At 56.7% G+C, this 26361-nt stretch carries 22 protein-coding genes, 1 other RNA gene and 2 pseudogenes; 16 read left to right on the top strand and 9 right to left on the bottom strand.

Annotated elements, in window-relative coordinates; genetic code table 11:
- Positions 1-49: 49 nt before the first annotated feature.
- Positions 50-443, top strand: a transfer-messenger RNA (tmRNA) gene (gene ssrA, locus ACEN83_RS03045).
- A gap of 238 nt (positions 444-681) precedes the next feature.
- Here the strand turns inward: ssrA and ehuA are convergent.
- From ehuA to ehuB, 4 genes are all read right to left on the bottom strand, one after another.
- Positions 682-1557: an ectoine/hydroxyectoine ABC transporter ATP-binding protein EhuA gene (gene ehuA, locus ACEN83_RS03040; RefSeq protein WP_495579483.1), complete on the bottom strand. Its 876-nt coding sequence runs from the start codon at positions 1555-1557 to the stop codon at positions 682-684.
- Positions 1557-2213 (bottom strand): ectoine/hydroxyectoine ABC transporter permease subunit EhuD, encoded by a 657-nt coding sequence (ehuD, locus tag ACEN83_RS03035; RefSeq protein WP_495579482.1) that lies wholly within the window; start codon positions 2211-2213, stop codon positions 1557-1559. The genes ehuA and ehuD overlap by 1 nt, the downstream gene beginning before the upstream one ends.
- Entirely contained in the window at positions 2210-2869 is a 660-nt protein-coding gene (gene ehuC, locus ACEN83_RS03030) for an ectoine/hydroxyectoine ABC transporter permease subunit EhuC (protein ID WP_495579481.1), read from the bottom strand. Before ehuC ends, ehuD begins: the two co-directional genes overlap by 4 nt.
- A gap of 77 nt (positions 2870-2946) precedes the next feature.
- On the bottom strand, positions 2947-3801 hold the full coding sequence (ehuB, locus tag ACEN83_RS03025; protein ID WP_495579480.1) for an ectoine/hydroxyectoine ABC transporter substrate-binding protein EhuB: 855 nt from the start codon (positions 3799-3801) through the stop codon (positions 2947-2949).
- 292 nt (positions 3802-4093) lie between these two features.
- Between ehuB and ehuR the strand changes: the two genes are divergently transcribed.
- The 8 genes from ehuR (at position 4094) to ACEN83_RS02985 (ending at position 13471) form a co-directional block, all read left to right on the top strand.
- A complete protein-coding gene (gene ehuR / locus ACEN83_RS03020; RefSeq protein WP_495579479.1) occupies positions 4094-5488 on the top strand; it encodes a MocR-like ectoine utilization transcription factor EhuR in 1395 nt (464 codons plus the stop codon).
- Positions 5489-5595: 107 nt separating this feature from the next.
- Positions 5596-6567, top strand: a complete 972-nt coding sequence (gene eutB, locus ACEN83_RS03015; protein WP_495579478.1) for a hydroxyectoine utilization dehydratase EutB — start codon at positions 5596-5598, stop codon at positions 6565-6567.
- A gap of 34 nt (positions 6568-6601) precedes the next feature.
- A complete protein-coding gene (gene eutC / locus ACEN83_RS03010; RefSeq protein ID WP_495579477.1) occupies positions 6602-7594 on the top strand; it encodes an ectoine utilization protein EutC in 993 nt (330 codons plus the stop codon).
- 42 nt (positions 7595-7636) lie between these two features.
- Positions 7637-8827, top strand: coding sequence for an ectoine hydrolase DoeA (gene doeA, locus ACEN83_RS03005; protein ID WP_495579476.1), 1191 nt, complete (start codon positions 7637-7639; stop codon positions 8825-8827).
- A gap of 3 nt (positions 8828-8830) precedes the next feature.
- Positions 8831-9832 (top strand): N(2)-acetyl-L-2,4-diaminobutanoate deacetylase DoeB, encoded by a 1002-nt coding sequence (doeB, locus tag ACEN83_RS03000; protein ID WP_495579475.1) that lies wholly within the window; start codon positions 8831-8833, stop codon positions 9830-9832.
- A gap of 131 nt (positions 9833-9963) precedes the next feature.
- Positions 9964-10443, top strand: coding sequence for an Lrp/AsnC family transcriptional regulator (locus ACEN83_RS02995; protein WP_495579474.1), 480 nt, complete (start codon positions 9964-9966; stop codon positions 10441-10443).
- A gap of 146 nt (positions 10444-10589) precedes the next feature.
- The gene (locus ACEN83_RS02990; RefSeq protein ID WP_495579473.1) at positions 10590-12062 is read left to right on the top strand and encodes an NAD-dependent succinate-semialdehyde dehydrogenase; all 1473 of its coding nucleotides are present in this window, start codon (positions 10590-10592) and stop codon (positions 12060-12062) included.
- 23 nt (positions 12063-12085) lie between these two features.
- Positions 12086-13471: an aspartate aminotransferase family protein gene (locus tag ACEN83_RS02985; RefSeq protein WP_495579472.1), complete on the top strand. Its 1386-nt coding sequence runs from the start codon at positions 12086-12088 to the stop codon at positions 13469-13471.
- Positions 13472-13726: 255 nt separating this feature from the next.
- Here the strand turns inward: ACEN83_RS02985 and ACEN83_RS02980 are convergent.
- Positions 13727-13960 (bottom strand): annotated as a pseudogene (locus ACEN83_RS02980) (N-acetyltransferase); the annotation flags it as partial.
- A 296-nt stretch (positions 13961-14256) separates the two neighbouring features.
- Here ACEN83_RS02980 and ACEN83_RS02975 point away from each other — a divergent pair.
- From ACEN83_RS02975 to ACEN83_RS02960, 4 genes are read left to right on the top strand one after another with little or no spacing between them, the layout of a single operon-like run.
- Positions 14257-15525, top strand: coding sequence for a 2-hydroxycarboxylate transporter family protein (locus ACEN83_RS02975; RefSeq protein WP_495579471.1), 1269 nt, complete (start codon positions 14257-14259; stop codon positions 15523-15525).
- 57 nt (positions 15526-15582) lie between these two features.
- Positions 15583-16788, top strand: a complete 1206-nt coding sequence (locus ACEN83_RS02970; protein WP_495579470.1) for a CaiB/BaiF CoA transferase family protein — start codon at positions 15583-15585, stop codon at positions 16786-16788.
- Complete coding sequence (locus ACEN83_RS02965; protein ID WP_495579469.1) at positions 16785-17609, top strand: HpcH/HpaI aldolase/citrate lyase family protein; 825 nt, start codon at positions 16785-16787, stop codon at positions 17607-17609. Before ACEN83_RS02970 ends, ACEN83_RS02965 begins: the two co-directional genes overlap by 4 nt.
- A gap of 29 nt (positions 17610-17638) precedes the next feature.
- Positions 17639-18577, top strand: coding sequence for a LysR substrate-binding domain-containing protein (locus ACEN83_RS02960; RefSeq protein WP_495579468.1), 939 nt, complete (start codon positions 17639-17641; stop codon positions 18575-18577).
- Positions 18578-19018: 441 nt separating this feature from the next.
- Here the strand turns inward: ACEN83_RS02960 and ACEN83_RS02955 are convergent.
- From ACEN83_RS02955 to ACEN83_RS02945, 3 genes and pseudogenes are all read right to left on the bottom strand, one after another.
- A pseudogene (locus tag ACEN83_RS02955) lies at positions 19019-19168 on the bottom strand (transposase); the annotation flags it as partial.
- Between the two features lie 193 nt (positions 19169-19361).
- Positions 19362-20333, bottom strand: a complete 972-nt coding sequence (locus tag ACEN83_RS02950) for an agmatinase (protein ID WP_495579467.1) — start codon at positions 20331-20333, stop codon at positions 19362-19364.
- Positions 20334-20404: 71 nt separating this feature from the next.
- On the bottom strand, positions 20405-21730 hold the full coding sequence (locus tag ACEN83_RS02945) for an MFS transporter (RefSeq protein ID WP_495579466.1): 1326 nt from the start codon (positions 21728-21730) through the stop codon (positions 20405-20407).
- Positions 21731-21862: 132 nt separating this feature from the next.
- On the opposite strand from ACEN83_RS02945, the gene ACEN83_RS02940 reads away from it, so the two are divergent.
- Together ACEN83_RS02940 and ACEN83_RS02935 are read left to right on the top strand one after the other, a co-directional pair.
- Complete coding sequence (locus tag ACEN83_RS02940; protein ID WP_495579465.1) at positions 21863-22819, top strand: LysR family transcriptional regulator; 957 nt, start codon at positions 21863-21865, stop codon at positions 22817-22819.
- 1439 nt (positions 22820-24258) lie between these two features.
- Entirely contained in the window at positions 24259-25077 is an 819-nt protein-coding gene (locus ACEN83_RS02935) for a PDZ domain-containing protein (protein WP_495579464.1), read from the top strand.
- 225 nt (positions 25078-25302) lie between these two features.
- Here the strand turns inward: ACEN83_RS02935 and ACEN83_RS02930 are convergent, their stop codons facing one another.
- Positions 25303-25566 carry a hypothetical protein gene (locus ACEN83_RS02930; RefSeq protein WP_495579463.1) on the bottom strand — a complete coding sequence of 88 codons (264 nt, stop codon included), beginning with the start codon at positions 25564-25566 and terminating at the stop codon, positions 25303-25305.
- A 242-nt stretch (positions 25567-25808) separates the two neighbouring features.
- Here ACEN83_RS02930 and ACEN83_RS02925 point away from each other — a divergent pair, with 242 nt between their 5' ends.
- The gene (locus ACEN83_RS02925; protein ID WP_102674141.1) at positions 25809-26270 is read left to right on the top strand and encodes a cysteine hydrolase family protein; all 462 of its coding nucleotides are present in this window, start codon (positions 25809-25811) and stop codon (positions 26268-26270) included.
- Positions 26271-26361: the final 91 nt, after the last annotated feature.

Below are 26361 nucleotides of genomic sequence, written 5' to 3'. Positions count from 1 at the left end.
GTACACTGTGCAGGCTTGTTGCTCACTTGATTCACAGAGCACCAGGCTCGGGGCCGTTTAGGATTCGACGCCGGTTGCGAAACTTTAGGTGCATGCCGAGTTGGTAACAGAACTCGTAAATCCACTGTTGCAACTTCCTATAGTTGCCAATGACGAAACCTACGGGGAATACGCTCTCGCTGCGTAAGCAGCCTTAGCCCTTCCCTCCTGGTACCTTCGGGTCCAGCAATCATCAGGGGATGTCTGTAAACCCAAAGTGATTGTCATATAGAACAGAATCGCCGTGCAGTACGTTGTGGACGAAGCGGCTAAAACTTACACAACTCGCCCAAAGCACCCTGCCCGTCGGGTCGCTGAGGGTTAACTTAATAGACACGGCTACGCATGTAGTACCGACAGCGGAGTACTGGCGGACGGGGGTTCAAATCCCCCCGGCTCCACCAACACAACATCTAAAGACGTCCAAGGACGTCTTTTTTTGTGCCTGAAATCCAGTGAATACGGGATTTTCAGGGCTGCGGGGGGGTGCCAGAAAAGCGGCAAAGACGAGTCTGCCGGTCACACCTTTGCAACCGGACACCCAATGCCGTGTTTTTTCGATGATCTCAAGCGCGCGGCTGCCAGCTTCGTACTCAAGCAAAACGACAGCTTCATCGAAGCCAGTCGTTCGCTCGGTGTCGGTTAGTTGGCTTCTTTCACTGCACTGAGAAACGCGCAGGTTCGTTCTTGTTGCGGGTGTTCAAAGATCTGCGCGGGCGTGCCCTGTTCGTGAATCTGCCCCTTGTAAAAGAAGCACACGCGATCGGCAAACTCCCGGGCGAAACCCATCTGGTGCGTGACCATCAGCATGGTCAGGTTGTGTTCAGTGCCGAGCTTGCGGATCACGTTGAGTACTTCGCCGCACAGTTCCGGGTCCAGCGCCGAGGTCACTTCGTCGAATAGCATGACTTTCGGGCGCATTGCCAGTGCCCGGGCAATGGCCACTCGTTGTTGCTGGCCACCGGACAACTGCGAAGGGTAATGCCCGAGTTTACTACCCAGCCCTACCAGTTCCAGCAAGTCCGCTGCACGTTCACGTGCCTCGGCTGGCTTCATGCCGAGGACTTGGACGGGGGCCTCGATGACGTTTTGCAAAGCCGTCATGTGGGGGAACAGGTTAAAGCTCTGGAACACCATGCCGATTTTGCCGCGCACCCGACGGATGTGCCGGTCATTGGCTGGCACCAATACACCGTTGCGATTGGGCATGTGGGTCAGTAAGTCATCCTCAATGCGGATCAACCCATCATCGATGCCTTCGAGCGTCATCAATACTCGCAGCAGGGTGGATTTGCCCGAGCCGCTGGGGCCGATGATCGCGACTTTCTCACCCGGGGTGACGTCCAGATTCAAGTGGTCGAGCACAGTGAAGTTGCCATAGCTCTTGGTGACGTCCTGAAAGCTGACGATCGGCTTGACCGGATTGGGTTTCTGCATGCCTGTAGCCTCCTGCGGGTGCAGTGGGGTCGGGTTGCCGTGCCGGGAAAGGTCGCTGGGTGTCGAGAGTGGAGAAGTCATTAGCGTAGCTCCAGGCGCAATTCAAGGCGCCGTACCAGATATGCCAAAGCGATGCTCAGGGCGAGGAAAAACAGACCGACCATGGTGATCGGTTCCAGGTAGCGGAAGTTCTCGGAGCCGATGTTCTTGGCTTGCTGCATGATCTCGACCACGGTAATGGCCGACAGCACCGGCGTGTCCTTGAGCATTGCCACCAGGTAGTTGCCCAGCGGCGGCAGGATTGGCCGCAGGGCCTGGGGCAGGATGATGTTGCGGTAGGCGCTGTACGGCGCGATGTTCAGCGCCGTAACAGCTTCCCACTGCGCGCGCGGCACGGCGTCGAGGCCGCCGCGATACACTTCGGCGATGTAGCAGGCGTAGTGCACACCGATGCCGATCACCCCCACTTGCATGGCAGTCATGCTCACGCCGTAATTGGGTAGCACGTAATAGAGGAAATACACCTGGATCAGCAGTGGCGTGCTGCGGATGAATTCGATCACCCCGGCGATCGGCCACGATAGCCAGAACAGGCGACTGCGTCGGCCGATGGCCAGAAACAATCCCAGCACAATGGCGATCAGGAACCCGAGCAGGGTAATGCCTACGGTGTTCAGCGATGCCCGGAGCAAATCGGGCAGGATCTGCCAGGCATATGTCCAATCGAACAGGGTCATGACAGACCTCCACGCATCCGGCCGCGAGCCAAACGTCGCTCAACGCTGCGCATGCCGAGGTTGATCGCTTGAGCCAGCACGAAATACATCACCAGCGCCAGGCTGAAGATTTCCAGGGTCTGGAAAGTGGCCTGGTCCAATTGCCGGGCCCGGAAGCTGAGGTCCGACAGGGTGATCAGCGAGACCAGAGAGGTATTTTTCAGCAACTCGATCAGCAGGTTCGTGCCCGGTGGAATGGCCGCCAGCAACGCCTGGGGCAGAATGATTCGCCGAAAGCGCTTGTAGCCGCTGAAGTTGAGTGCTGTGGACGCCTCGTACTGACCCTTGGCAACGGAGCTGATCGCACCACGCATCACCTCCGCACCGTAAGCGCCGATGTGCAAACCGAGGCCGACAATGGCCACGCTGTAGGGGCTCAGTTCGAGGTTGAACGGTGGCAGTGGCAACACGAAAAACAGCCAGAACAATTGCACCAGCAACGACGTGCCGCGGAACACTTCAATGTAGGCGACCGAGAACCAGCTCAGCGGCCGCCACGGCGACATGCGCCCCAGCGCCGCCAGAATGGCCGCGACAATCGCCAGGATCGAACCGAAGAAGGTCACCTGGAGCGTGACCCAGGCGCCTTGTATCAAAAGCGGAAGTAATTCACCCATTGTTCACACCTGCGTGGTTCAACATCCGGAGTCAGCAGGGAAATAGGCATCGCGCCGCAGCGCCATGCCCGCTTCGACTATTGAGCGCAGAGCTCGGCAGCCGTTTTGCTGGTCACGTTGGATTTGTCAAAACCGAACGGGGCGACCGTCTTTAGGTGCTCTTCTGAGCCCAGCCACTTTTTCAGTTCGGCGTTGACCGCATCCCGCAGATCCTTGTCTTCCGGGCGGAATGCGAGGGCGCCGTAACCGGTATGCGACGGGTCATCCTTGAATTCGGTGACTGCTTCGACCTTTTCACCCCCCTTGGCGGCCAGGCCTTTCATGGTCAGCTGGGTGCCGACGGCGGCATCGGCACGTCCGGCGCGCACGGCCTGCAACTGCGCGGTGGTGTCCGGCACCTGGAGGATTTGTGCGTCCTTCATCCCGGAATCCCGCGCGTATTTCAGGTTGACCGTGCCAGCCATGACCGCCAGTTTCACATCCGGGTTTTTGGCGATGTCTTCATAGCTGTGCAGATTCTTCGGGTTGCCTTTGGCGGTCAGGAGTGCGTCGGGCAACTGGTATTGCGGATCGGTGAAGATGACCTGCTTGCAGCGCTCGGGGGTGATGTACATGCCCGCGGCAATCACGTCGAAACGCCCGGCGCGCAGGCCGGGGATCAACGAGCCCCATTCGGTCAGCACACCGTCGACTTTCTTGATGCCCATTTTTTCAAAGATGACCTTGGCGATTTCCGGTGATTCACCGGTGACCCTGCCGTCGGTTTCAGTGAAGGCGAACGGGGTTTCGTTCGCGTAACCGATGCGGATGCTGCTGTTTTTCGTAATGGTTTCCAGCGTCGAGGCGTAGGCGCTGGTGGCCAGGCCGAACAACGCGCAAGCGACAAACAGGTGACGCAAGACATGGGGAGTGCGGGGAATGGAATTGCTCATCGATAAAATCTCCTGTTTCTTGTGGATCCGTCTTTGACGGCTCTGTGGTAGGAGGCAGTGTGACAAGAGCAAAGCGTACGAGGGCTGGTCCACCTGTTGAGCCTAAGCGTGGAGAGGCAGCTCCAGTACAGATCGATTGATTGTTGTGGGCGGCTGGTTCAGCAGCCTGTGCATCGACCTTGTACCGAGCATACAAAAGCACTGTGCAGGATTGCATTGCACTAGGACAATTGCTTTGCATGGATTCTCGCGGGATGCTGTCGGCACTGGCAAACATGTGGGTTCGGCGCCGATGGACAAGTGGAAGGCAGCATTGGAAATCGCCCGCAGCGGTGAGTCGAAATACAAGATTCTGGTCCAGGCGATTGCCGACGATATCGAGCAGGGTGTACTGGCCAATGATCAGCGGCTGCCACCGCAACGTAATGTCGCCGATGCCATGGGCATCAGCGTGCAAACTGTCACCAATGCCTACAAGGAGCTCGAACGCCAGGGCCTGGTGAGGTGCGAGGTCGGGCGCGGCAGTTTTGTCTCGCGGCGAATGAGCGACCGGGTCGCCACTTACATTCTCGACAGCCCTGAACGGGCGCTGGTGGACTTTTCCATCACGCGGATCATGCACACCCGTGAACATGACCAGTTCTGGCGCGAAACCTGTCGCGAACTCAGCACCGAAGAAGATCAGCCCTGGATTCATGCGTTTCGCCCGATTGCCGGTTTCGAGTCGCACCGTGAAGCGGCGATGCACTGGATCGCGCGGCAAGGCCTGCGGGTCGAGCGCGACGACATCCTGATCACCAACGGCGCTGCCCACGCAATCTTTCTGGCCTTGGCATCCCTTGCCGGCCCGGATGATGTGGTGCTTTGCGAAGGGCTGACCGATCACGGTGTGATCGGCAATTCCCAGGTGCTCGGGTTTACCCTCAAGGGTCTAGAGATGGACCGGCATGGTATCGACCCCGAGCATTTCGAGGACATGTGCAGCAACGAGCGCATCACCGCACTGGTCTGTACGCCAAACCTGAATAACCCGACCACCAGCCTGATGCCGGACAGCCGTCGACGGGAAATTGCCGAGATCGCCCGGCGTTTTGGCGTGCACATTATCGAAGACGATGTGTACGGGCCTTTGCTGGACGAGCGCCGGGCGCCGCCGATCAGCCACTATTTGCCGGAACTGTCGTTCTATTGCACCAGCATGACCAAATCGGTGCTCACCGGTTTGCGCGTCGGATATCTGGTGATGCCAAAGCGGCTGGCGTTGCGCACCGAAAGTATTTTGCGGGTCAACAGCTGGATGGCAACACCCATGGTCGCGGAGATTGCCACGCGCTGGATTCGCGACGGGCGCGCCGACACCCTGGTCGACCTGCAACGCAGACTCCTGTCCGGTCGGCAAGCGATGGTTAGCGAGTACCTGGACGAGTACCTGCTCGGCCAGCATCCCTATGCATTGAATGCCTGGATCGGCATTCCCCCTCATTGGGAAGTCGACAGCCTGGTGCGGGCACTACGCCACAAGCACATTGCGGTCACTTCGCCTGACCCGTTTACGGTGCGTGGCACGCCCAGGCCCCGGGCAGTCCGTGTGTGTGTCGGTGCCGAATGCAGCGACGACGAAATGCGCGATGCGTTGATGGGCATGCGCGAAATCTTCGGTCAGTACCCGCAGATCCATGATTTTTGAGCGGGCAACCGGTGCAAAAAAGTTTGTCGACGAAATTGCCCTAGTACATTCATCGCGACAATCCAGCCCTCTTAGACTGCGCCCAACACCTCACTTGGGACGCGGTCATGTCAGTTCTGCTGCTAAACGATATCTACCTCGCCCGCCAACGTATTAAATCGCTGGTCCGGTGCACGCCCATGGAACACTCGCCCAGCCTGTCCCGGCGGTTGGGGGTGCCGGTTTACTTCAAGCTCGAATCCCAGCAAATCACCGGCAGCTTCAAGTTACGCGGCGCGAGCAATGCCGTGGCACAACTCAATGCCGAGCAAAAGGCGTGTGGCGTCGTCGCCGCGTCGACAGGCAATCATGGGCGGGCGCTTGCCTATGCCGCATCGCAGCAAGGCGTGAAGGCGACGATTTGTCTATCGCATCTGGTGCCGGGAAATAAAGTTCAGGCCATTCGCGATCTCGGTGCGCAAGTGCGCATCGTCGGCCAGTCTCAGGACGACGCCCAGCGTGAAGCCGAGCGTATTGCCCGCGAGCAGGGCGCCACTCTGCTGCCTCCATTCGATCACCCTGCCGTCATCGCCGGCCAAGGCACGCTGGGGCTGGAGATCCTTGAACAACTGCCGGATGTCGCCCAAGTGCTGGTGCCATTGTCCGGCGGCGGTCTGTTTGCCGGCGTGGCGCTGGCACTCAAAAGCGCCAACCCGCAGATCGTCACTCATGGCATCAGCATGCAGCGCGGCGCGGCCATGCACGCCAGCCTGGCCGCCGGACATCCCGTGGAAGTCGAAGAACTGCCGACCCTCGCCGACTCCCTCGGCGGCGGCATCGGCCTGGACAACCGTTACACCTTCAACATGACCCGCGACACCTGCGACCACCTGCATCTGCTCAGCGAAGCCTCCATCGCCCATGCCTTGCGCCATGCCTATCGCGAAGAGCGCCTGGTGCTCGAAGGCGCGGCAGCGGTGGGGATCGGCGCTTTGCTTGATGGTTTGATCGAGCCGCGTGGGCCGATCGTGGTGGTGGTCAGCGGTCGCAATGTCGACGTCGATCAGCATCTGCGTGTGCTGGCCGGCGCTGATGCGTGAACTCAATCAAAAATCAGACTGGAGTACCGCGTTGATGAGTGCAATCACCCTGTTGAGCGAAGCGGATCTGCGTGCTTGCGTGGCGCTGGACCTGCCGAGCATCGAAGCCATCGAACAAGCCTTCGTGCTGCTGGCCACGGCCGCGGTGGCAATGCCGCCGATTCTGCGCCTGGACATTCCCGAGCATAACGGCGAAGTGGACGTGAAGACGGCGTACCTGCCAGGTCTGGAACGCTTTGCGATCAAGGTCAGTCCGGGTTTTTTCGACAACCCGAAACTCGGGCTGCCGAGCCTCAACGGCATGATGATGTTGCTGTCGGCACGCACCGGTTTGCTGGACGCCTTGTTGCTCGATAACGGTTACCTGACCGCTGTACGCACGGCGGCGGCGGGCGCAGTGGCTGCTCGCGCTCTGTCACGGGCCGACAGTCGCAGCGTGGCGCTGATCGGAGCCGGCGAGCAGGCGGCGTTACAGCTTCAGGCCTTGCGGCTGGTGCGGCCGATCGACAGCGTACGGGTCTGGGCGCGGGACTACGCCAAGGCCGAAGCCTTCAGTGTCGAACTGGCGCGTCACAGCGGACTGGCGGTCAGGCCGTGCGCAAGTATCGACGAGGCCATGGATGGCGTGGACATCGCCATCACCTGCACGCCGAGCCGCGAGCCGTTGATTGACGCACGGCATCTGCAGCCCGGCCTGCACATCACGGCCATGGGTTCGGATGCCGAACACAAAAACGAAATTGCCCCCAAGGCGCTGGCACAGGTCGATTGCTACGTGGCGGATCGCTTGAGCCAGACCCGCATCCTCGGCGAATTGCATCATGCCCTTGCAGCTGGCGTCGTCAGCGACGAAAGCAACTTCGCAGAGTTGGGGCAGGTGCTGGCCGGGCAGCGTTCCGGTCGCACAAATGAAAAGCAAATCACCCTATGCGACCTCACCGGTACCGGTGCCCAGGACACGGCCATGGCCAACCTGGCATTCGAGCGCGCGCGTTCGGCAGGCAAGGGTTTTCAGTTCGGCAGTTAACCGGTTTTTTCATCCGCGTGTCATTTATCAGAGGGCAGGTGCATGTCTCAGATAGTCGTCAATCTCCCGTTTGAACGGGGGGAATATGCCCAGCGTCTGGCCAAGGTTCGAGCGGCCATGCAGACGCAAGGCATCGAGCTGTTGCTGGTCACCGATCCGTCGAACATGGCCTGGCTGACCGGCTACGACGGTTGGTCGTTTTATGTCCATCAGTGCGTGCTGCTGGCGCTCGACGGCGAGCCCGTGTGGTTCGGTCGCGGTCAGGATGCCAACGGCGCCAAGCGCACGGTGTTCATGCAGCAGGAAAATATCGTCGGTTATCCGGACATCTACGTGCAGTCCCGGGAACGTCACCCGATGGATTACCTGTCGCGGGAAGTCATCAGCGCCCGCGGTTGGGACGCGCTGACCATTGGCGTGGAAATGGACAACTATTACTTCAGCGCCGCCGCTTACCTGTCGCTGAAAAACAACCTGCCGAATGCCACTTTGGTGGACGCGGTCGGCCTGGTGAACTGGCAGCGGGCGATCAAGTCGCCGCAGGAAATCGCCTACATGCGCATCGCCGCGCGAATCGTTGAAAACATGCACGGACGGATCCTCGAACGGATCGAGCCGGGCATGCGCAAGAATGAATTGGTGGCCGAGATCTACAGCAGCGGCATCCTCGGCGCCGACGGTCATGGCGGTGATTACCCGGCCATCGTGCCGCTGTTGCCGACCGGTGCCGACGCCAGCGCGCCGCATCTGACATGGGACGATACGCCGTTCGAAAAGGGCGCCGGCACCTTCTTTGAAATCGCCGGTTGCTACAAGCGTTACCACTGCCCGTTGTCGCGCACCATTTACCTGGGCAAGCCGCCGCAGCACTTTCTCGACGGCGAAAAAGCCGTGGTCGAAGGCATCGCGGCCGGACTGGATGCGGCTAGGCCGGGCAACACCACGGGTGACATTGCCGTGGCGTTTTTCAAAGTGCTGGAGAAGTTTGGCATCCACAAAGACAGCCGCTGCGGCTACCCGATCGGGATCAGTTATCCGCCGGACTGGGGCGAGCGCACCATGAGCCTGCGTCCTGGCGACACCAGCGTGTTGCAACCGGGCATGACTTTTCACTTCATGCCAGGCCTTTGGATGGACGATTGGGGGCTGGAAATCACCGAAAGCATTCTGATCACCGAGACCGGCGTCGAGACGCTGTGCAACGTGCCACGCCAACTGTTCGTGAAGGATTGAGCCATGAGCGACCTGCCTGACAACCCGATCAGCGCCACGGTGGACTTCACCTGCGAAGGCGTGCAGCACGGCTTCCTCAAATTGCCGTACTCCCGAGACGATTCGGCCTGGGGCGCGGTGATGATTCCAGTCACCGTGATTCAGCGCGGTCAGGGGCCGACTGCGCTGCTTACCGGTGGTAACCACGGTGACGAATACGAAGGCCCGGTGGCCCTGAGCAAACTAGCCCAGGGCCTGACGGCCGCCGATGTCACGGGGCGGGTGATTATTGTCCCGTTCATGAATACCCCGGCGTTCCATGCTGGTCGGCGCACGTCGCCGATTGACAAGGGCAACCTCAATCGCAGTTTCCCCGGAAAGCCGGACGGTACGGTGACCGAGAAAATCGCCGACTACTTCAATCGGACGTTATTGCCCCTGGCAGACATCGTGCTGGACATCCACTCCGGTGGTCGCACCCTGGACTTCCTGCCGTTCGCTGCGTGTCATGTGCTGCCCGACAAAAACCAGCAGGCGCAATGCGAAGCCGGAATGCGCGCTTTCAATGCACCTTACAGTATGCGCATGCTGGAGCTGGATGCCGGGGCAATGTACGACACCGCCGCAGAACGTCAGGGCAAAGTCTTTGTCACGACCGAGTTGGGCGGCGGCGGCTCGTCCACGGCGCGCAGTGTGGCGATTGCCGAGCGCGGGGTGCGTAATCTGCTGGTACATGCGGGGATTCTTGAAGGTGAGATCCAGACCACGGAATCAATCATGCTCGACATGCCCGATGCCAATTGCTTTATCGCCAGCGAACATGACGGCTTGCTGGAAATGTGCCGCGATCTGGGCGACAACGTGAGCAAGGGCGAAGTGATCGCCCGCGTTTACGACACGTCCCGCAGCGGCGTCGCCCCGGTGGAGTATTGCGCGGCCCGTAGCGGCCTGCTCGCGGCGCGCCACATTCCGGGCCTGGTGCAGTGCGGCGATACCATTGCAGTCATCGCCGATGTACTGACCTGACCTACCCCCCTGTGGGAGCGAGCTTGCTCGCGAATGCGATGTGTCAGTCACATCTGGGCTGGATGTGCCGCCGTCATCGCGAGCTAGCTCGCTCCCACAGGGTCTCCTAAATATTCACGAGATTGTCACCCATGCACAAACTCGATCGCTATGACCTGAAAATCCTGCGAATCCTCGCTGACGACGGGCGTATCACCAAATCGAGCCTGGCCGAGGCGATCAACCTGTCGGTAACGCCTGCGTGGGAACGGGTGCGCAAACTCGAAAGCCTGGGCTTGATCAAGGGCTACCGAGCGCAGATCGACTGGAACGCTGTGTTCAAAAGCCAGCAGGTGCTGGTGGAAATCACCTTGGCCCGGCACACCGCCCAGGACATGCGGCGGTTCGAACAACGCATGAACGAGGCTGCCGAAGTAGCGTTCTGTTACGCCACCGGTGGCGGCGTTGACTACATGGCGATGATCCAGGCGCCGGACATAGACCATTACCAGCGGTTTATCGACCAGTTGTTGCTCGATGACCTGGGCATCGAGCGCTACTTCACTTACATCGTGACCAAGACCATCAAGACGTCGGGAGCGCTGCCGGCCGAGCTGGCGCAAGAGCCTTGAACCGAGGCAAAACCTTCACCGCAAAAAGCACCTGTTTACCGACGCTCAATCAGAAAAAACCTGTGGTTTCACCCCCCTCAAACGCCAAATCACTTGGGCTGTGCTGCCCTAGCATGGATTCACGCACACGGTTTGGAGTGAACGCCATGACATACAAACATCCGTTGTTGTTCAAAGCACTTTGCTACGTCGATGGGCATTGGGTCCACAGCGAGAGCGGCCACAGCGTCGCCGTGCATAACCCGGCCGATCAGACGTTGATCGGTCATGTACCGTTGCTCGATCAACCGCAGATCATCGCCGCCGTCGATGCCGCACACCGGGCGTTTACCGCTTGGCGTGAGCAAAGCCTGGAGGCCCGCGGGATGATTCTGCGGCGCTGGGCAGCGTTGATCCTTGAACATCAGGAGGACCTGGCGCGGATCCTCAGCCAGGAACAAGGCAAGCCCCTGGCCGAATCCCGCGGCGAAATCGCCTACGCCGCCAGCTTCATTCCCTGGTTTGCCGAAGAAGCGCGGCGTCTTTACGGGCAGAACATCCCCAGCCATATCCCTGGAGCACACCTGGGTACCATCAAGGAACCAGTCGGTGTCTGTGCACTGCTGACCCCATGGAATTTCCCTTCGGCGATGAACACCCGCAAAGCCGCCGCCGCACTGGCTGCCGGTTGCACCGTGGTAATCAAACCGGCCCATGAAACGCCGTTTTCCGCATTGGCCCTGGCGCAACTGGCAGAGGAAGCGGGCTTCCCGGCTGGCGTGTTCAACGTGGTGCTGGGCGAACCGCAAATGACCATGCAAACCCTGGTGCAAGACACTCGTGTGCGTTCAGTCAGCTTCACCGGCTCGACCCGCGTCGGTAAGTTGGTCCTGCAAGCGGCAGCCCAGGATGTGAAGAAGGTATCGCTGGAACTGGGCGGCAACGCGCCATTCATCGTCTGCGCCGATGCCGATCTGGAACTGGCGGTGAAAGTCGCAGTGGAGGCCAAGTTTCAGACCTCCGGCCAGGATTGCTGTGCGGCCAACCGCATCATGGTCGAGCGCTCGATCTATCCGGAATTTCTCAAGCGCTTTACCGCCGCCGTTCGCGCGCTGCGGGTTGGCCCGGCGCTAGCGGGTGATCAGGAGCAAAGCGTCGACATCGGCCCGCTAATGCACCAGGCCGCCTTCGACGTGACGGCCGAGCGCGTGGCTGATGCCCTGCAACTGGGTGCCCAGCGTCTGGTGGGTGGCGAAGCGCATGCCTTGGGCGGGTTGTTTTATCAGCCGACGGTACTGGCCGACGTTACACCGCAGATGCGTATCTACCGCGAAGAGAATTTCGCACCGATCGCCGGCGTCATGCCTTTCGACACCCTCGAGCAAGCTATCGAAATGGCCAATGACACCGAATACGGTCTGGCGGCCTACATTTGTTCCAATCGCCTGGACCTGATCTATCCCCTGATTCGCCGCCTCGACCATGCGATGGTCGCAGTCAACGGCGTCAAGTTCACTGGCCACCCGATCCCGTTCGGTGGCATGAAAGCCTCGGGGTTAGGCCGTGAAGGCGGCACCGAGGGCTTCGAAGCCTTTGTCGAAACCAAATACTTTTGCCTGCACCATCAAGGCCAGTTCTAAGGCCCGTTCTCAGGAGACATGCCATGAACCAAGAACTCGATACGCTGTTCGAACAAGACCGTGCGCACTTCATGCACCCTTCGACTCACGCCCATGACCACGCCAGCGGCACGCTCAAAGGACGCATCATCCAAGGCGGCTCGGGTATCCGCATCCGCGACCACGAAGGCCGTGAACTCATCGACGCCTTCGCCGGACTGTACTGCGTGAACATCGGCTATGGCCGCACCGAAGTAGCCGACGCGATCTACAAGCAAGCCAAGGAACTGGCCTATTACCACACCTACATGGGGCATTCGACCGAAGCGATCATCGAGCTGTCGAGCCGCATCATCGACTGGGCGCCGGAGGGCATGAAGAAGGTCTACTACGGACTCTCCGGTTCCGACGCCAACGAAACCCAGATCAAACTGGTGCGCTATTACAACAACGTGCTGGGTCGCCCGCAGAAGAAGAAAATCATCTCTCGTGATCGCGGTTATCACGGCTCTGGCATCATGACCGGCAGCCTGACCGGCCTGCCGACCTTCCATCAGCATTTCGACCTGCCGGCAGAAGGCGTCAAACATACCGTTTGCCCGCACTGGTACCGCAAGGCACCCGCTGGCATGGATGAAACAGCGTTCGTGCGCTATTGCGCCGACGAACTGGAAAAAATGATTCTGGCCGAAGGACCGGACACCGTGGCTGCGTTCATCGGCGAACCGCTGATGGGCACCGGCGGCATCATCGTTCCGCCAGCCGGTTACTGGGCCGCCATACAAGCGGTGTTGAACAAGTACGATGTGTTGTTGATCGCCGACGAAGTGGTCTGCGCCTTCGGTCGTCTGGGTTCGAAGATGGGTAGTCAACGCTACGGCATGCGCCCGGACTTGATCACCACGGCAAAAGGCTTGACCAGCGCCTACGCGCCTTTGTCGGCAGTGATCGTCGGTGAAAAGGTGTGGGGCGTGATCGAAAAAGCCTCCGAATCCCAAGGCGCCATGGGGCATGGCTGGACTTATTCCGGGCATCCGGTTTGCGCGGCGGCGGCCTTGGCCAACCTCGACATCCTGGAACGGGAAAACCTGACTGCCAACGCCGAAAAGGTTGGCAGCTACCTGAATCGTCGTTTGCGCGAAACCCTGGAAGGCCATCCGCTGGTGGGCGAAGTACGGGGTGATGGAATGCTGGCGGCTGTCGAGTTTATGGCAAATCGTGAGCAACGAACCGCGTTCGATCCGGCCTTGAAGGTCGGGCCGAAGGTATCGGCGGCCTGCCTGGAGCGTGGCATGATTGCGCGGGCGATGCCCCATGGTGACATTCTAGGTTTTGCACCGCCCTTGATCCTGACTGAGGATGAAGCCAACCTGATCGTCGACATCACCAAAAGTGCGATCGACCAAGTGGCCAATGAGGTATTGGGCTAATTCCATCGGGTCTGAACATGTGACCGCCAACAAAGAGCCTGCCCGATCAGTGATCGGGCAGGCTTTTCTCCAGCGGACCTCTTTGCACTTTTCGTAGCCCCAATTGCCTTGTGACAATCTTTATTGTTTCGTCGCATCAGGCACTGATCACCATTGGAAGCCAGCTGGTGAACCTCGACAGTAGCGATGCATTACGTGCTCTGAAAGTCCGCAACGCGGCTCATGGGCAGCCAGGATCAGGTGGTGAGCGTATTTTCAGCACATTTGAGGATAGGGTTTGTAGTGTCCCTGGAGATACAGCGACCAGAACTCCTGATCGAAGCTCTTCCCATAGGCCTTTTGCCCAGGCACCACCTCAGTCATTCGGAAGTCGAGACACCCATAAAGTGCCTGTGCGTCGACAAGACAGCTATAGGTTTCTAACTGCATCTGCTTAAACGAGTGCGTACGCGCATGATCAAGAGCGAGTTTCATCATCGCAGACCCAGCACCTTTACCCCTGTTTCAACTCTGTAGCCGTCACTCGAATCCTCCGTTCTGTTTACGCTGGCTAAATCCAGTTTACGCTGCATTCCACCTCAACTGCGCGATGCATTTGGCTATAGGAACAACTTATACCCGGTATTCACAAGCCGTATTTCAGGCTACGTGAGCGCTCTTTATAAGATATCCGCACAACATCACAATAAAAGGGTATTCCAATGCCTCACGAACACACCCCTTCCTCGCCAGTGCGCGGCCTCTACGAGTCATCCTCATCATTACGCAATGTCTGGTGGAGGTTAATGGACATCCGCGTGGGATTCGTGCCGCTGCCGGTATTGGTCGTGCTTTCAGTCGTGTTGACCCTCACGGCGTCGAGCAGTGAATTGTCTTCGCAACTATCCCCCATGATCGCGCTGCTGGGCATCTGCAGCTGTGTGTGCTTCGAGATTGGCAATCGTATTCCGGTGTTTCGCAGTATCGGCGGGCCGGTGATCATGGCGATGTTCCTGCCGTCCTACCTTGTCTTTGCCAAGATTCTTCCGGAGTCGGTAGTTACGCCCATCGTAACTTTTTGGAAAACCACGAATTTTCTCTATCTTTTCATTCCTTGCATCATCGTTGGCAGCATCCTCAGCATGGATCGAACGATTCTACTGGCTGGATTCTTTCGCCTGTTCGTTCCCTTGGCTGCAGGCTCCATCGCGGCAGGGCTTGTTGGCACGGCTGTCGGTGTCTCCTTGGGGATGAGTGTTTTTCATACCGTGTTTTTTGTTGTTATTCCGGTGATGTCTGGCGGCCTCGGTGAAGGGGTTATCCCTCTCACGGTCGGCTATTCGAGCATTCTTGGTCAGCCTCATGGCGATCTGCTTGCTCAAGCGTTGCCCGCTGTAATGATGGGTAATGTCTGCGCAATCGTGTTCTCGGCGCTGCTCAATACCGCTGGCAAACGCTGGCCGCAATACACTGGCAACGGAACACTGATGAAAAGTGCAGCCGGCAATTTGGATCATGGCAACGCCGAGTCACAGCCTTACAACTTCGATGTGAAGCATGTGGCGGCTGCAGGCATGGTTGCTGTGTGCCTCTATGCTGTTGGCATGTACGCCGATCACACCTTCGGGCTGCCCGGCCCTGTAGTGATGCTGGCGTTGGCAGTGCTGGGTAAGGTTGCCTTTGTCTTCAGTCCGTCAATTGAGCAAGGGGCGGGTACGGTTTATCGCTTCTTTGCCACTGCCGTCACCTACCCATTACTGTTCGCCATCGGCATCGTGGTAACGCCATGGCAGAAAGTGGCCGACGCCTTTAACTTTCCAACCATCATGACCATTGTCGCTACCGTTGCGACGCTGATGACTGTGGCCTTTTTCGTAGGTCGTAAAGTCAATATGTACCCTATCGAAGCAGCCATTGTAGTGGGCACCCATAGCGGGATGGGCGGCACTGGCGACGTAGCCATTCTGACGGCATCCAATCGCATGCAACTGATGCCCTTTGCCCAAATTGCAACGCGCATAGGTGGTGCCATTACCATCTCGGGTGCACTACTGGTGATGTCCTGGATTTACTGATTTCGCCCCACCGTCCGCGTGACCTCATTGATTGTGAACAATAAGGGATCCAGAACCATGGATAACAAACATATGCCTGCACGTCCGCTGGATGGCATCACGGTGGTCAGCCTGGAGCACGCCATTGCTGCACCATTCTGTAGCCGGCAACTGGCTGATCTGGGCGCCCGTGTCATCAAGATCGAACGGCCAGCTGTTGGCGATTTTGCACGAGCCTATGACGCTCGCACGAATGGTTTGGCTTCACATTTTGTATGGGCAAACCGTTCCAAGGAAAGCTTGACCCTGGATGTAAAAAAACCAGGGGGCGATGCGGTTCTTGAGGCGTTGCTATCCAAGGCAGACGTGCTGATCCAGAACCTCGCGCCCGGAGCGGCAGCGCGTATGGGTCTGTCGTTCCAGGCTTTGCACGAGCGTTACCCGCAGTTGATCGTCTGCGATATCTCGGGTTACGGCACAGGTGGGCCATACGAGCATAAAAAAGCCTATGACCTGCTGATTCAGAGTGAGGGCGGCTTTCTTTCTGTTACCGGAGGGGCTGGCGAGGATGAATTGGCCAAAGCAGGCTGCTCCATCGCCGATATATCTGCCGGCATGTATGCGTACAGCGGCATACTTTCGGCATTGTTGCTGCGTGGCAAAACCGGACAGGGCAGTCACGTGGAAGTCAGCATGCTGGAAAGCCTCGTAGAATGGATGGGTTATCCGCTGTACTACGCATATGAAGGTGCGCCACCTCCTCCACGTGCAGGCGCAGCACACTCCACGATCTACCCCTATGGACCCTTCCCGGCCAGTGAAGGTGACGTGGTCATGCTCGGTTTACAGAACGAGCGCGAGTGGGCGCTGTTTTGTAATTGTGTACTGGAGCAACCGCACTTGCTGGAAGATGAACGCTTCAGCTCCAACGCTCAACGCTCTACCCATCGCCAGGCGCTGCGGCAAATAATTGTTGAAGCCTTCGCCAGACTGGGGACCGCCGAGGTCATCGCCCGGCTTGATGCCGCGCCTATCGCTAATGCCAAGGTCAATGACATGCAAGCGGTCTGGCGGCATCCGCAATTACAGGCACGCCAGCGCTGGGTACAAGTGGGAAGTCCAAACGGTAACTTGCCGGCGCTCCTTCCACCCGCTGCGAACAGTGCGTTCACCCCCCGCATGGATCCGATTCCCGGTTTGGGGGAGCACAACGAGACGATACTCACCGAGCTTGGGTATTCGGATTCCGGTATCGACGAGCTGAGGGCGTGGGGGGCGATATGAAGATGAACGAGCTACCTTCGGTTAAAAGTGCACTGTTTGTTCCTGGCAATCGTCCCGAGCGCTTTAGTAAAGCCTTCGCGACGGGCGCGGATCGAATCATTGTCGACTTCGAGGACGCTGTAGAAGAAGGACTCAAGCGTCAGGCCAGACACAATCTGCAAGCGTGGCTTGAGCTGAATCCGACTGCCCGGCTGATGGTGCGTATCAATGCGTTCGACCATCCTGAGTTTTGCGCAGACCTGGACTTTTGCAACGCACACTCGGGGGTGGTTGCCGTCCTATTGCCCAAGACCGAGAGCCGCGAGCAGATCGAACAGGTGACGGCCCGGGGCATGCACGTCTGGCCGTTGATTGAAAGCGCCAAGGGAATGGAAGCGATCGCCGAGATCGCCCAGGCTACGAACGTCGAACGTCTTACCTTTGGAGCGCTGGATTTGGGCCTGGATCTGGGCCTGCGTAGCAACACCGCCGGAGCAACGCGAATGTTGGATCAGGTGCGCTACAAATTGCTGTTGCATACCTCGCTAGCCTCTCTGGCGCGGCCAGTGGAAACCGTTTATCCCACCATCGACGACCTTGAGGGGCTAGAGGCGTTTGCCAGCAGCGCGTTGCAGATGGGCTTTGGAGGCATGCTGTGCATTCATCCAAGTCAGGTCAGTATTGCTGATCGTATTTTCAGCCCAACAGATCACGAGATTGAGTGGGCACGAAAAGTACTGGCCGCGACACAGCAGAATAGTGGTGCATTCCGGCTGGATGGGCGGATGGTTGATGCTCCGGTATTGTCGCAAGCACGCAGGTTGCTCAGCGGTGTACGCTAGACGTTCGGATTTTTACGGAACCGCTTTCTATGGACGTGCGCCATCTAAAATATTTCGTCGCGATCGTAGAGTGCGGGAGCCTTTCCAAGGCTGCAAGGCAGTTGTTTGTCTCGCAGCCCTCCCTGAGCCAACATCTTTCCAACCTTGAGAGCGAGCTCGACACCGCCTTGCTACTGCGAAGTCCGCTGGGGGTGAGACCGACCGAAGCCGGCACGCTGCTTTACCGGGATGCGCAACAAATACTGCGACAAATGGACGATCTGCGTCGGCAGGTCACCACGGGCGTTAAAACCGTTTCCGGCTCGGTAACCATCGGTTTGCCTACAACGATCGCCGCCGTGCTGGCCGCCCCTTTGTTCGAGCGTACTCTCGCCCTATATCCGGGTATACGCTTGCATATCATCGAAAGCATGAGTGGGTACATTAGTGAGCTGTTGGCCAATAGCCGGGTGGATTTGGCGGTACTGTTTCGCGACACCGAAACCCGCGGCGTGTCGGTTCAGCCATTGTTTGACGAAGACCTCTATGTGATTGGCAGTGCCGGTCTTACCTTGAGTGCCGAACAGCTTGACTGCCCTCTGGTCGAGCTGGCTGGTGTGCCATTGGTGGCGCCTGGTGGCGGGGTGGGGTTAAGACTGCTGATCGAGCGTACATTTGCGAGGGAAGATATTGCGTTGAACATTATCGCCGATGTCGACTCACTGCCGACCATGATCGAAATAGCGCGTCGTGGTAGTGCCTGCACCATCCTGCCGGCCTCATCTCTGATGACCAAAGCCCGGGACTCGTGGCCGCTCGTACGTAAAATCAGCAAGCCAGGCATCACCAGACCCGCTAGCCTTTGCTGGCCCACATCGCTGCCCACAACCGCCGCCAACCTGGCAATCAGACAATTGATTCCCACGCTGATAACGCAGCTGCAGACCAGCGGTGAATGGATCGGCATTACTTTGCGTGAAGCGCCTTGACCCTGGGGAAATTGCAAAACACTCAGCCGATCTAATGCTCAGCCAGAGTATTGGAAAAACTACCAAACGCGCCCCCGTCGTGTTCGGTCTCTCCAAAAACATACGCCTTCACTCATTTAACGAGGGGGCCGGCCTGAACGATCTCCGCTCAGGCCGTTAGACACGGGTTCAATTTGGTCACGGCTCAGGTTGACCGGTGTTTAGATTCGGAGATTCTCGTAATCCACTGGAGCCTTACAGAACAGGGACTGCAAGGTCTTTCAGCAAACAACCATAGGTAAGGATTTAAAAGCGTATATCGATGAGTGCCAGGCTGTATCGGCAGTCCAAACCTCTGCTGCATAGGACCAAAATCTACATCGCGACTGACAGCAATCGGCCAATTCTGTTGAAAAAGTCGGTCTGCCCAAATCGGTGATCGCCCTCCTGAATGCGCTACTCCTGGGGCTTGATGTAGCGCTTAATCCAGGCATAGAGGCTGTGCACGGACACACCCAATCGCGCATCCACCTCCGAGACAGAAAGCTGCTTTTCGGTCACTTGGTTGACCGCCTGGATTTTGAATTCTTCGGGATAACGCTGAGTGCTCATGGCACCTCCTGATGGGCCTCATTTTAAGGCTTGGAGGTATCTACGAAACCAGGGGCGATTCAGGGGGCGGAAGCGGCCCATTGCAAAAGAGCCAGCAAGAAATTGAATGTTTCGCCTTGGCTATTCCTATCCTGCGCGAGAAAAGCAAAAAGCGGCGGATAACCCGCCGCTTTTATACCGCTAGATGCGTACTTTATTCGGCGGGTGGTGCATCGAAATAGTCAGCACGTACAGCAGCGCCGATCAGGTTAACGATCAATCGTCCTGCCGTGATGGACGTAATATTATTGACATCCAGAGACGGTGTGATCTCAACAATGTCCATACCCACTACGCGCCCTTTCTTTACCAATCCATGAATGAGCTGACGCATCTGAACGTAAGTGATTCCACCCAGCGCCGGTCCTGCTACACCCGGCGCAATCGAAGGATCCAGGCCGTCAGCATCAATGGTCAGATAGTAACGGCCACCGTCATTGATGCGATCCAGCACCGATTGCATCCCTTTTTCATGTACCTCATAGGCGGGGATCAAGTTCGAGCCGTAGGCAACCGCAGCGTCATAGTCAGTCTGGCGACCGCTTCCCTGAGCACGAAGTCCGATCTGGAAAATCTCGCCGATATGATCCATTTCAGATGCACGGCGAATTGTGCTGGACAAGCCTTCACGTACACCATTGACCTCTTCACGCCAGTCCAGATGAGCGTCGATGTGAATGAGAGTAATAGGCCCCTCCTCACCGTCGTAGGCCCGCAGTACCGGAATCGGGATTGCATGATCTCCACCCAGGATAATGGGCATCGCCCCAGCCTTTAGAATCTTGCGCACAGCCAATTCGGAGCGTGGGCCGTGCGTACTGAGATCACGTGGGTCGGCAGGCACGTTTCCGCAATCAACCACTTTAAGGGCACGGTTGTCGTAAATTGGGCCGCCTACGTCGAAGTCATAGTGATGTAATGCGCGGCAGATACGATCGCTCATCGCACGAATCGCGTCAGGTGCTTTGCTCTGGTCATTGCTAATGTGTTCTGCAGTGTAAGCCTGGCCAAAAGGAATACCTAGAATTGCCACATGCGCATCTAGCTGATCAAGGTCAGTACAAATCGGCGACCATAGAAAACTTTGATGTTTTTTGGAAGGTGGAACTGTAAGAGGAAAGCTCATTTTCTACTCCTTTCGCGCAGCAAAGCACTTTGAAATATCTTAATGATACTTCGTTGTTTAATTAAGGAATTTTACTTGGTTCGTTCTTCGACGGCATGTGCAAACACATCCGGCTTTATAGGACCCAGTATAAATACGTAGATCAAACAGCCCAAAAGAGCGACGGCCGACGCGGACAATAATCCAGGCGCGAACGACCCCGTTTGATCTTTGAGATAACCAATAACTACAGGGCTAGCGATTCCCGCAAAGTTTGCGATGCTGTTTTGAAAACCAGCGATAGTCCCGACAATCGACTTAGAACCCGACGGAGACATATCAGCTGGTAAAGCCAACATGCTAGATGTTGCCGCTGATACACCGAAGAAAGCCAGAGACAGTAAGGCGAGAGCCAGCCAAGCCTGAGCGGCAAAACCTGCCAAGCCGATAGACGCACCCAGTACCATGCCAACCACGATGCAGACCTTACGGCCAACGCTGACGCCATAGCCGCTATTGGCGATTTTGTCCGATGCCCAGCCGCCGACAAATGAGCCGATCAACCCTGCGATTCCTGGCAGCACGCCGAAGAATCCAAGCTGAAGCAGAGAGAACCCCCTCTCGTTGACGAGGTAAGTCGGATACCACGTTATGAAAAAGTAGATCACATAGCTCTGGCATGCCAAGCCCAGTGCCATAGCCCAGATTTGACGCGTTTTCAGCAGCGCTCCCCAGCGGACTCGAACGGTTGAGATCCGCTCATCTTTCGCACCACCAAGGATATGCTCAACTTCGGCTTGGTTAACATTTTTGCTCTGCGATGGATATTCGGTGGCGGCAAATTTCCAGACGACAACCCAAATGATCCCAATTAGACCCGTCACGATAAAGGATGCTTGCCAGCCCCAGGCACCAATGATTGCGGTACAAAGTGGAAGTGCGATCAGGGTTCCTCCCCGCGCCCCGCTGTCATAGATACCGGTGGCTGTACCTCGCTCGGACCGAGGAAACCAACGCTCAACAAATTTGGTTGCGGCAGGAAATGCACCAGCTTCTCCAACGCCCAACATCAACCGGAGTCCCAAAAGCCCTGCCCCGGTTCGTACCATGCTCGTTGCTATGGTGAATGCAGACCACCAAACTACCGCAACACCTAGAACTACTTTCGCTCCAAAGCGATCGACAAGCATACCGGCAGGAATCTGAAAAAATGCATAGGTCCAAAAAAAGGCACCCAATATAAACCCGGCTTCTGAAGAAGATAAATTCAGGTCCGCTTTCATATAGGGCAGAGCAATTGACAGGTTTGCCCTGTCCATGTAGTTGGTAATGATAGCCAGAAAAGCCAAGGTAACCAAAAACCATCTGTAGCGAGTTGGCTTTTCAGTTGTTGATGCTGCTAATAGGGTAGAACTCATCGCGCCTCCTATACTTCTTTGTTTTTAGTGAGATCAGGCTGACGTTTGTCTTTTTAATTCTGGGCAGACGTTCCAGATGTTTCCGTCGATTGAGCGCGTAGTTTTCCCTTACTTCACACCACAGCGTGGAATATGAACTACTCTATCCCCATAAAAACCAGGTTAAAACTACCAAATTCTGAAACCATGATTGCAGAAACTGAAACCACCATGTCTGATATAGAAGAGTCACTGGTAGAGAAAGACCTCAAGGGATTGCGGATATTTCGCGTTGCCGCGGAGGCCGGAGGCTTCGGTGCCGCTGAACAGCGCCTGCGCATGAGTCGGGCGACTATAAGCAGGCGGATCAAAGACGTGGAGTCCAAGCTAGGTACACCACTTTGCACGCGAGGTCCCCAGGGTTTCGAGTTGACGGAGGCAGGACGAGCGGTCCTGGGATTAACAGCGGAAGCGCTCGATGCTTTAGATCGTATCAAGCCTCACGTCGACGCGTTGAAAGGCTTGATCACCGGCGATCTGGCGATAGGGATCACCGATAATGCTTTCAGTAACCCCAATTGCCGAGTGGGTGAGGCTCTCCGACAACTTGGTCAGACGGCAAGCGGCTTACACCTGGAAATCCATACACTCACTCTCACCGAGCTTACCCGTGCTTTGGTAGACCGGCGCATTCATGTGGCAATCCAGGGCACTCATGAACGCTCCCCCTCACTACGGTACGTCGAGCTTTTCGAAGAAGTCCATTTGATATATGCCTCGGGTGCGACACTCGATACCGGAGTCTCAATGCCGCTGGTCAACCGTCTGGGACAGCCTTTTGTTTCTCAGGCATTGGCAAACCATAATTTCAGCCGAGGGCCCGATGCATTTGGGCTCGATTCCGTAGCTTTGCTCATCCGATCTGGTCAATTCTGTGGGATTCTTCCCCGACACTATGCCGAGCTATTGCCGCAGAGCTGGGATTTTCGGGCCGTTCCTGATACTCAGAGCTACTCTGTCAAGTTCTGTGCAGTGACTGACACAACCCGTCCATTACCGCCAAGCGGCACGCGATTCCTTGATCTTTTGAAGATTTTGCATTGCAAGTAGGACATGTGAATCGTCCCGAGTTTTATAGAAAACGAACGACCACATTTTGCCGACTTCCCGCCTTTCTCGAGTGTCTATTTTTGATTGATTGTGTTGAAAAAATCGGTCCTTCCAGGCTGCCCGCGTACTGACTGCTGAAAACGCTTTTTTTTGCGCGCAGCGACGCGAAATCAGAGCCCGGAATCCCCTGCTCAAAGTAAAGATTTCAATCTCAGGCGCGTACTTTTCTGCCGTGAAATCCATGGCAGACTTTTTCAACAGAATCGGTTGAAAGCGGCTCCTAGTAAAAGTCCGCTTTTGGCTGTCAAAACAGGTCGATTTGGGTCGTTTTTGGCCCCTCATGAGCTACCGCTTTTGTCTGTAGCTAATGCACAACAGCACAGAAAGCCTCGAAACCCAGCAACAATGCATTTGAACGATCAAGTGCAATACAACTACGTAGCGCCTCACCAAGAGATGACCTCCCATCTCCAGAAACACACCGGGGACCCTGGCATTTTGGGTGAGGGACGGGTGCGAAGACTCGCGCAAATTCGTTAGCGGCACCCCGCCAAAGTTAGTTAACTGGTTAACTCGGTTGGTTAACTAAGCTGAAAGCCTTGCAGGTCGTGGCTTGTAGCCCGGTTAACTAAGCATTTTGGCTGGTTAACTCGGCTATCCGTCCATTCGCCTGAGAGCCAAGCGGGCCGTGGCTTTCAGGGCGGTTAACTAAGGAGTTAACCGACTAAATTACTCGGTTAACTGGTTAACTGCTAAAGCTGCTCGGCAAAGTCGGCTGATAGCCAAGCGGGCTGGGGCTTTCAGGCAGTTAACCTAGGAGTTAACCGACTAATTTACTCAGTTAACTACTAGGTTAACTGGTTAACTCGGTTAGTTAACTGGGCTGAACGCCCTATGGCCCATGGCTTGCAGACCGGTTCACTCAGTATTTGACCTTGTTAACTCGACTATCCGCCAGTGCTTTCCGGTGATAGCTCGCGCTCGCTCCCGCGTTTTGAGCGCGGTGGTGATCTGTCATTTCATCGCAACCTATACAACGGGATATTTTTTTTGGGGGGGGGGCATTCCTCAAAACGACACCCATCAACAGCGGCGGCTGCGCCGTTTGGTCTTCTGATCAGCTCCTTTCTCAGTCGGTCTTTCTGCCGATCTGGCTGTTGCTGTTCCCCCTAAAAAACACTGGGGTACAAGTTCCCCCGCTCAAGCCCCCGGAAACATTGGCTGTTCCCACTGTTCCCCCGTTCCCCCGTTTTTTGAAATCAGTCACACATTGGATGACGGACAATAGCGACAGATAGGTATGGTGGATTGGTGCCTGTAGCGAGGTACTCCCAGCAATCAGTAATAGAAAGCTCATTTGTAGATCTAGGTCTTGTAACGGCATTACGCCATACTCCCTTGAACATAGCGCAACGTTTTCAGGCCAAGGGAAGGGAAGTATGAAAAAAAAGTTCATGCATGTGCTGATGGCGATAAGTGCATCACTCACCATCGTGGGGTGTGCCAGTGGCTACAAACAATTCTATACCCCCACTCCTGGCGCAACCCCGGAAGCTATCGCGTCCACTCGCGCATCAGCTGCGCCGCAGACACCCGCTATTGAACGATCAGCATTTGGAAACACAGATCAGCTCCTGGCAGGGTATGCAAAGCGCGGTTATTTGATTATTGGTGAATCGAGTTTCAACAGCGGTGAAAGCGTCTCAGATGATGACGCAATCGAGCAGGGGCAGGCCGTCGGAGCAGATTTGGTACTAGTTTTTGTACCGCAATACACGGGATCGGTTACCTCAAACGTGCCATTCACGACACCAACGACAAACACTTCGTACACCACCGCCAATGCCACCGCGTACGGGCCAGGTGGACCGGTTTCGGCCTACGGTAACGCCACAACCACGACCTACGGGAGCAACACGACGTATATCCCCGTCACAGTCAACCGATCTGATTACGGCGCTATTTACTTTGTGAAAGGTCGGTTCCGAATTGGCGCATTCGTTCGCAATCTGAACGACGCCGAGCGTCAGCAATTACAAACGAATCAAGGCGTAGTAGTCACTAATATCGTCGATGACAGTCCGGCTTACAAAGCGGATGTCCTACCCGGCGACATGATCATAGCGATAGATGGGGAAAGAGTTTCCAATCAAGAGGGTTTCACCCGCATGGCCTCTGAAAGGAAGGGACGATCCATTAATTTGTCATTGGTTCGACAGGGACACGCCATCGAAAAAAACCTGCAGGTGGGAAATTAATACGCTCCTGGGAAGAGCCAGGCTTCAACGCGCTGTATCCCCTGCTGTATCCCTTTAAAAATTGAAGTCAGAAAATCCCAATGATTACTGGGCTTTTTCAGGCAAGTTCAAACGACCCTGGCTCCACCAATTGAGACACCAACAAAGCCCACCCTGTGTGGGCTTTGTTGTTTCTGGCTGTATCGCAGGTCCTACAACAGTCTTAAACAGGACCCACGCCAACGATCAGTACTTGATGTCCCGGGCTGTGCGACGAGTATCCTGCTTGGTGCTGCGCTTGTCCTGACGACATTCCACGTTACTCTTGTCACTGCCCTTTCTGCAGGCATCCTTGGTTTGCCGAGCAGTGGAGCGCCCTTCCTGCCTGGTATCGCGAGCTTCACGCCGTTGTTCACCCTGCTCGGTCGCGTAGACAGGTAGCATCACCCACTGCACACCAGCGGCGATGAGTAGCGTCGCCAGGGCTTTCAAATAGCGCTTGGGAATCATGATGTTTCTCCAACTCCATTCCGCTCAGTCGCTTCGTTCACTCAAGCGGGAATTCAGCAAGAACCTGTATTGCATCGTACGCTCCCAACTCACAAAAGCACTTTGTGGCAGGTGAAATCTGACGAGAGGGTTACATAGACGTTCACGCAAGGCCGCTAAGTGCAGGAGGCGCCCAGCGAGACCATCCACAATATTTTGCATCCACTACCCCCCCTATCACTGCCATTCCCTCGGAGAAACCCATGCGCCAAGCCCTCCTGATCATCGACGTACAACCCAGCTTCGCCCCACCGCAGTGGCTGGTCGACGGTATCCAGGCACTCATCGGCACCCTGCCCAGTGTCGCCACGGTCGAGCGTCACGACGAGTCCATAACCCCCTTCGAAAAACAACTTGGCTGGCACCCCGCGCCGGACGATGACAGCCTGATCCCCGCCGACCGCATTTTCATCAAGCACGGCTACGCGCCCACGCCGCAAACCATCGACTACCTGAAAAGCCTGAACGTCGAGCGCGTGCTGGTGTGCGGCCTGCAGACCGAAACCTGCTGCCTGGCGGCGGGGTTTGCGCTGTTTGATGCGGGCTTGCAGCCAACCTTGATTACGGATTTGACGGTGGGGTCGTCGCTGGACCGGACGGGAGGGTTGGGGGTGAGGCTTTGGGAGCATCATTTCAAGCACACGGTGAAATCGAGCGACCTGTGACTTCACCGCGTCCTAGGACATTTCCCGCAAAACGCATCGCCTTTCATGAACTGGCGGACGCTGCTTCTCGACGATAGCCTTCTTGGGTCGC

The sequence above is a fragment of the Pseudomonas sp. Pseusp49 genome, assembly GCF_059491875.1.
Note: the sequence above shows the minus strand (reverse complement) of the source record. Positions and strands in the feature narration are given on the sequence as shown.

Coding starts and splice junctions, on each gene's coding strand:
- ehuB (WP_495579480.1), bottom strand. CDS start 3,801: ATGAGCAATTCCATTCCCCGCACTCCCCATGTCTTGCGTCACCTGTTT.
- doeB (WP_495579475.1), top strand. CDS start 8,831: ATGAGCGACCTGCCTGACAACCCGATCAGCGCCACGGTGGACTTCACC.
- ACEN83_RS02930 (WP_495579463.1), bottom strand. CDS start 25,566: ATGATTCCCAAGCGCTATTTGAAAGCCCTGGCGACGCTACTCATCGCC.
- ehuR (WP_495579479.1), top strand. CDS start 4,094: ATGGACAAGTGGAAGGCAGCATTGGAAATCGCCCGCAGCGGTGAGTCG.
- ACEN83_RS02960 (WP_495579468.1), top strand. CDS start 17,639: ATGGACGTGCGCCATCTAAAATATTTCGTCGCGATCGTAGAGTGCGGG.
- eutC (WP_495579477.1), top strand. CDS start 6,602: ATGAGTGCAATCACCCTGTTGAGCGAAGCGGATCTGCGTGCTTGCGTG.
- doeA (WP_495579476.1), top strand. CDS start 7,637: ATGTCTCAGATAGTCGTCAATCTCCCGTTTGAACGGGGGGAATATGCC.
- eutB (WP_495579478.1), top strand. CDS start 5,596: ATGTCAGTTCTGCTGCTAAACGATATCTACCTCGCCCGCCAACGTATT.
- ehuD (WP_495579482.1), bottom strand. CDS start 2,213: ATGACCCTGTTCGATTGGACATATGCCTGGCAGATCCTGCCCGATTTG.
- ACEN83_RS02950 (WP_495579467.1), bottom strand. CDS start 20,333: ATGAGCTTTCCTCTTACAGTTCCACCTTCCAAAAAACATCAAAGTTTT.
- ACEN83_RS02940 (WP_495579465.1), top strand. CDS start 21,863: ATGAACTACTCTATCCCCATAAAAACCAGGTTAAAACTACCAAATTCT.
- ACEN83_RS02975 (WP_495579471.1), top strand. CDS start 14,257: ATGGACATCCGCGTGGGATTCGTGCCGCTGCCGGTATTGGTCGTGCTT.
- ACEN83_RS02965 (WP_495579469.1), top strand. CDS start 16,785: ATGAAGATGAACGAGCTACCTTCGGTTAAAAGTGCACTGTTTGTTCCT.
- ACEN83_RS02995 (WP_495579474.1), top strand. CDS start 9,964: ATGCACAAACTCGATCGCTATGACCTGAAAATCCTGCGAATCCTCGCT.
- ACEN83_RS02970 (WP_495579470.1), top strand. CDS start 15,583: ATGGATAACAAACATATGCCTGCACGTCCGCTGGATGGCATCACGGTG.
- ehuA (WP_495579483.1), bottom strand. CDS start 1,557: ATGACTTCTCCACTCTCGACACCCAGCGACCTTTCCCGGCACGGCAAC.
- ACEN83_RS02945 (WP_495579466.1), bottom strand. CDS start 21,730: ATGAGTTCTACCCTATTAGCAGCATCAACAACTGAAAAGCCAACTCGC.
- ACEN83_RS02985 (WP_495579472.1), top strand. CDS start 12,086: ATGAACCAAGAACTCGATACGCTGTTCGAACAAGACCGTGCGCACTTC.
- ACEN83_RS02935 (WP_495579464.1), top strand. CDS start 24,259: ATGAAAAAAAAGTTCATGCATGTGCTGATGGCGATAAGTGCATCACTC.
- ACEN83_RS02990 (WP_495579473.1), top strand. CDS start 10,590: ATGACATACAAACATCCGTTGTTGTTCAAAGCACTTTGCTACGTCGAT.
- ACEN83_RS02925 (WP_102674141.1), top strand. CDS start 25,809: ATGCGCCAAGCCCTCCTGATCATCGACGTACAACCCAGCTTCGCCCCA.
- ehuC (WP_495579481.1), bottom strand. CDS start 2,869: ATGGGTGAATTACTTCCGCTTTTGATACAAGGCGCCTGGGTCACGCTC.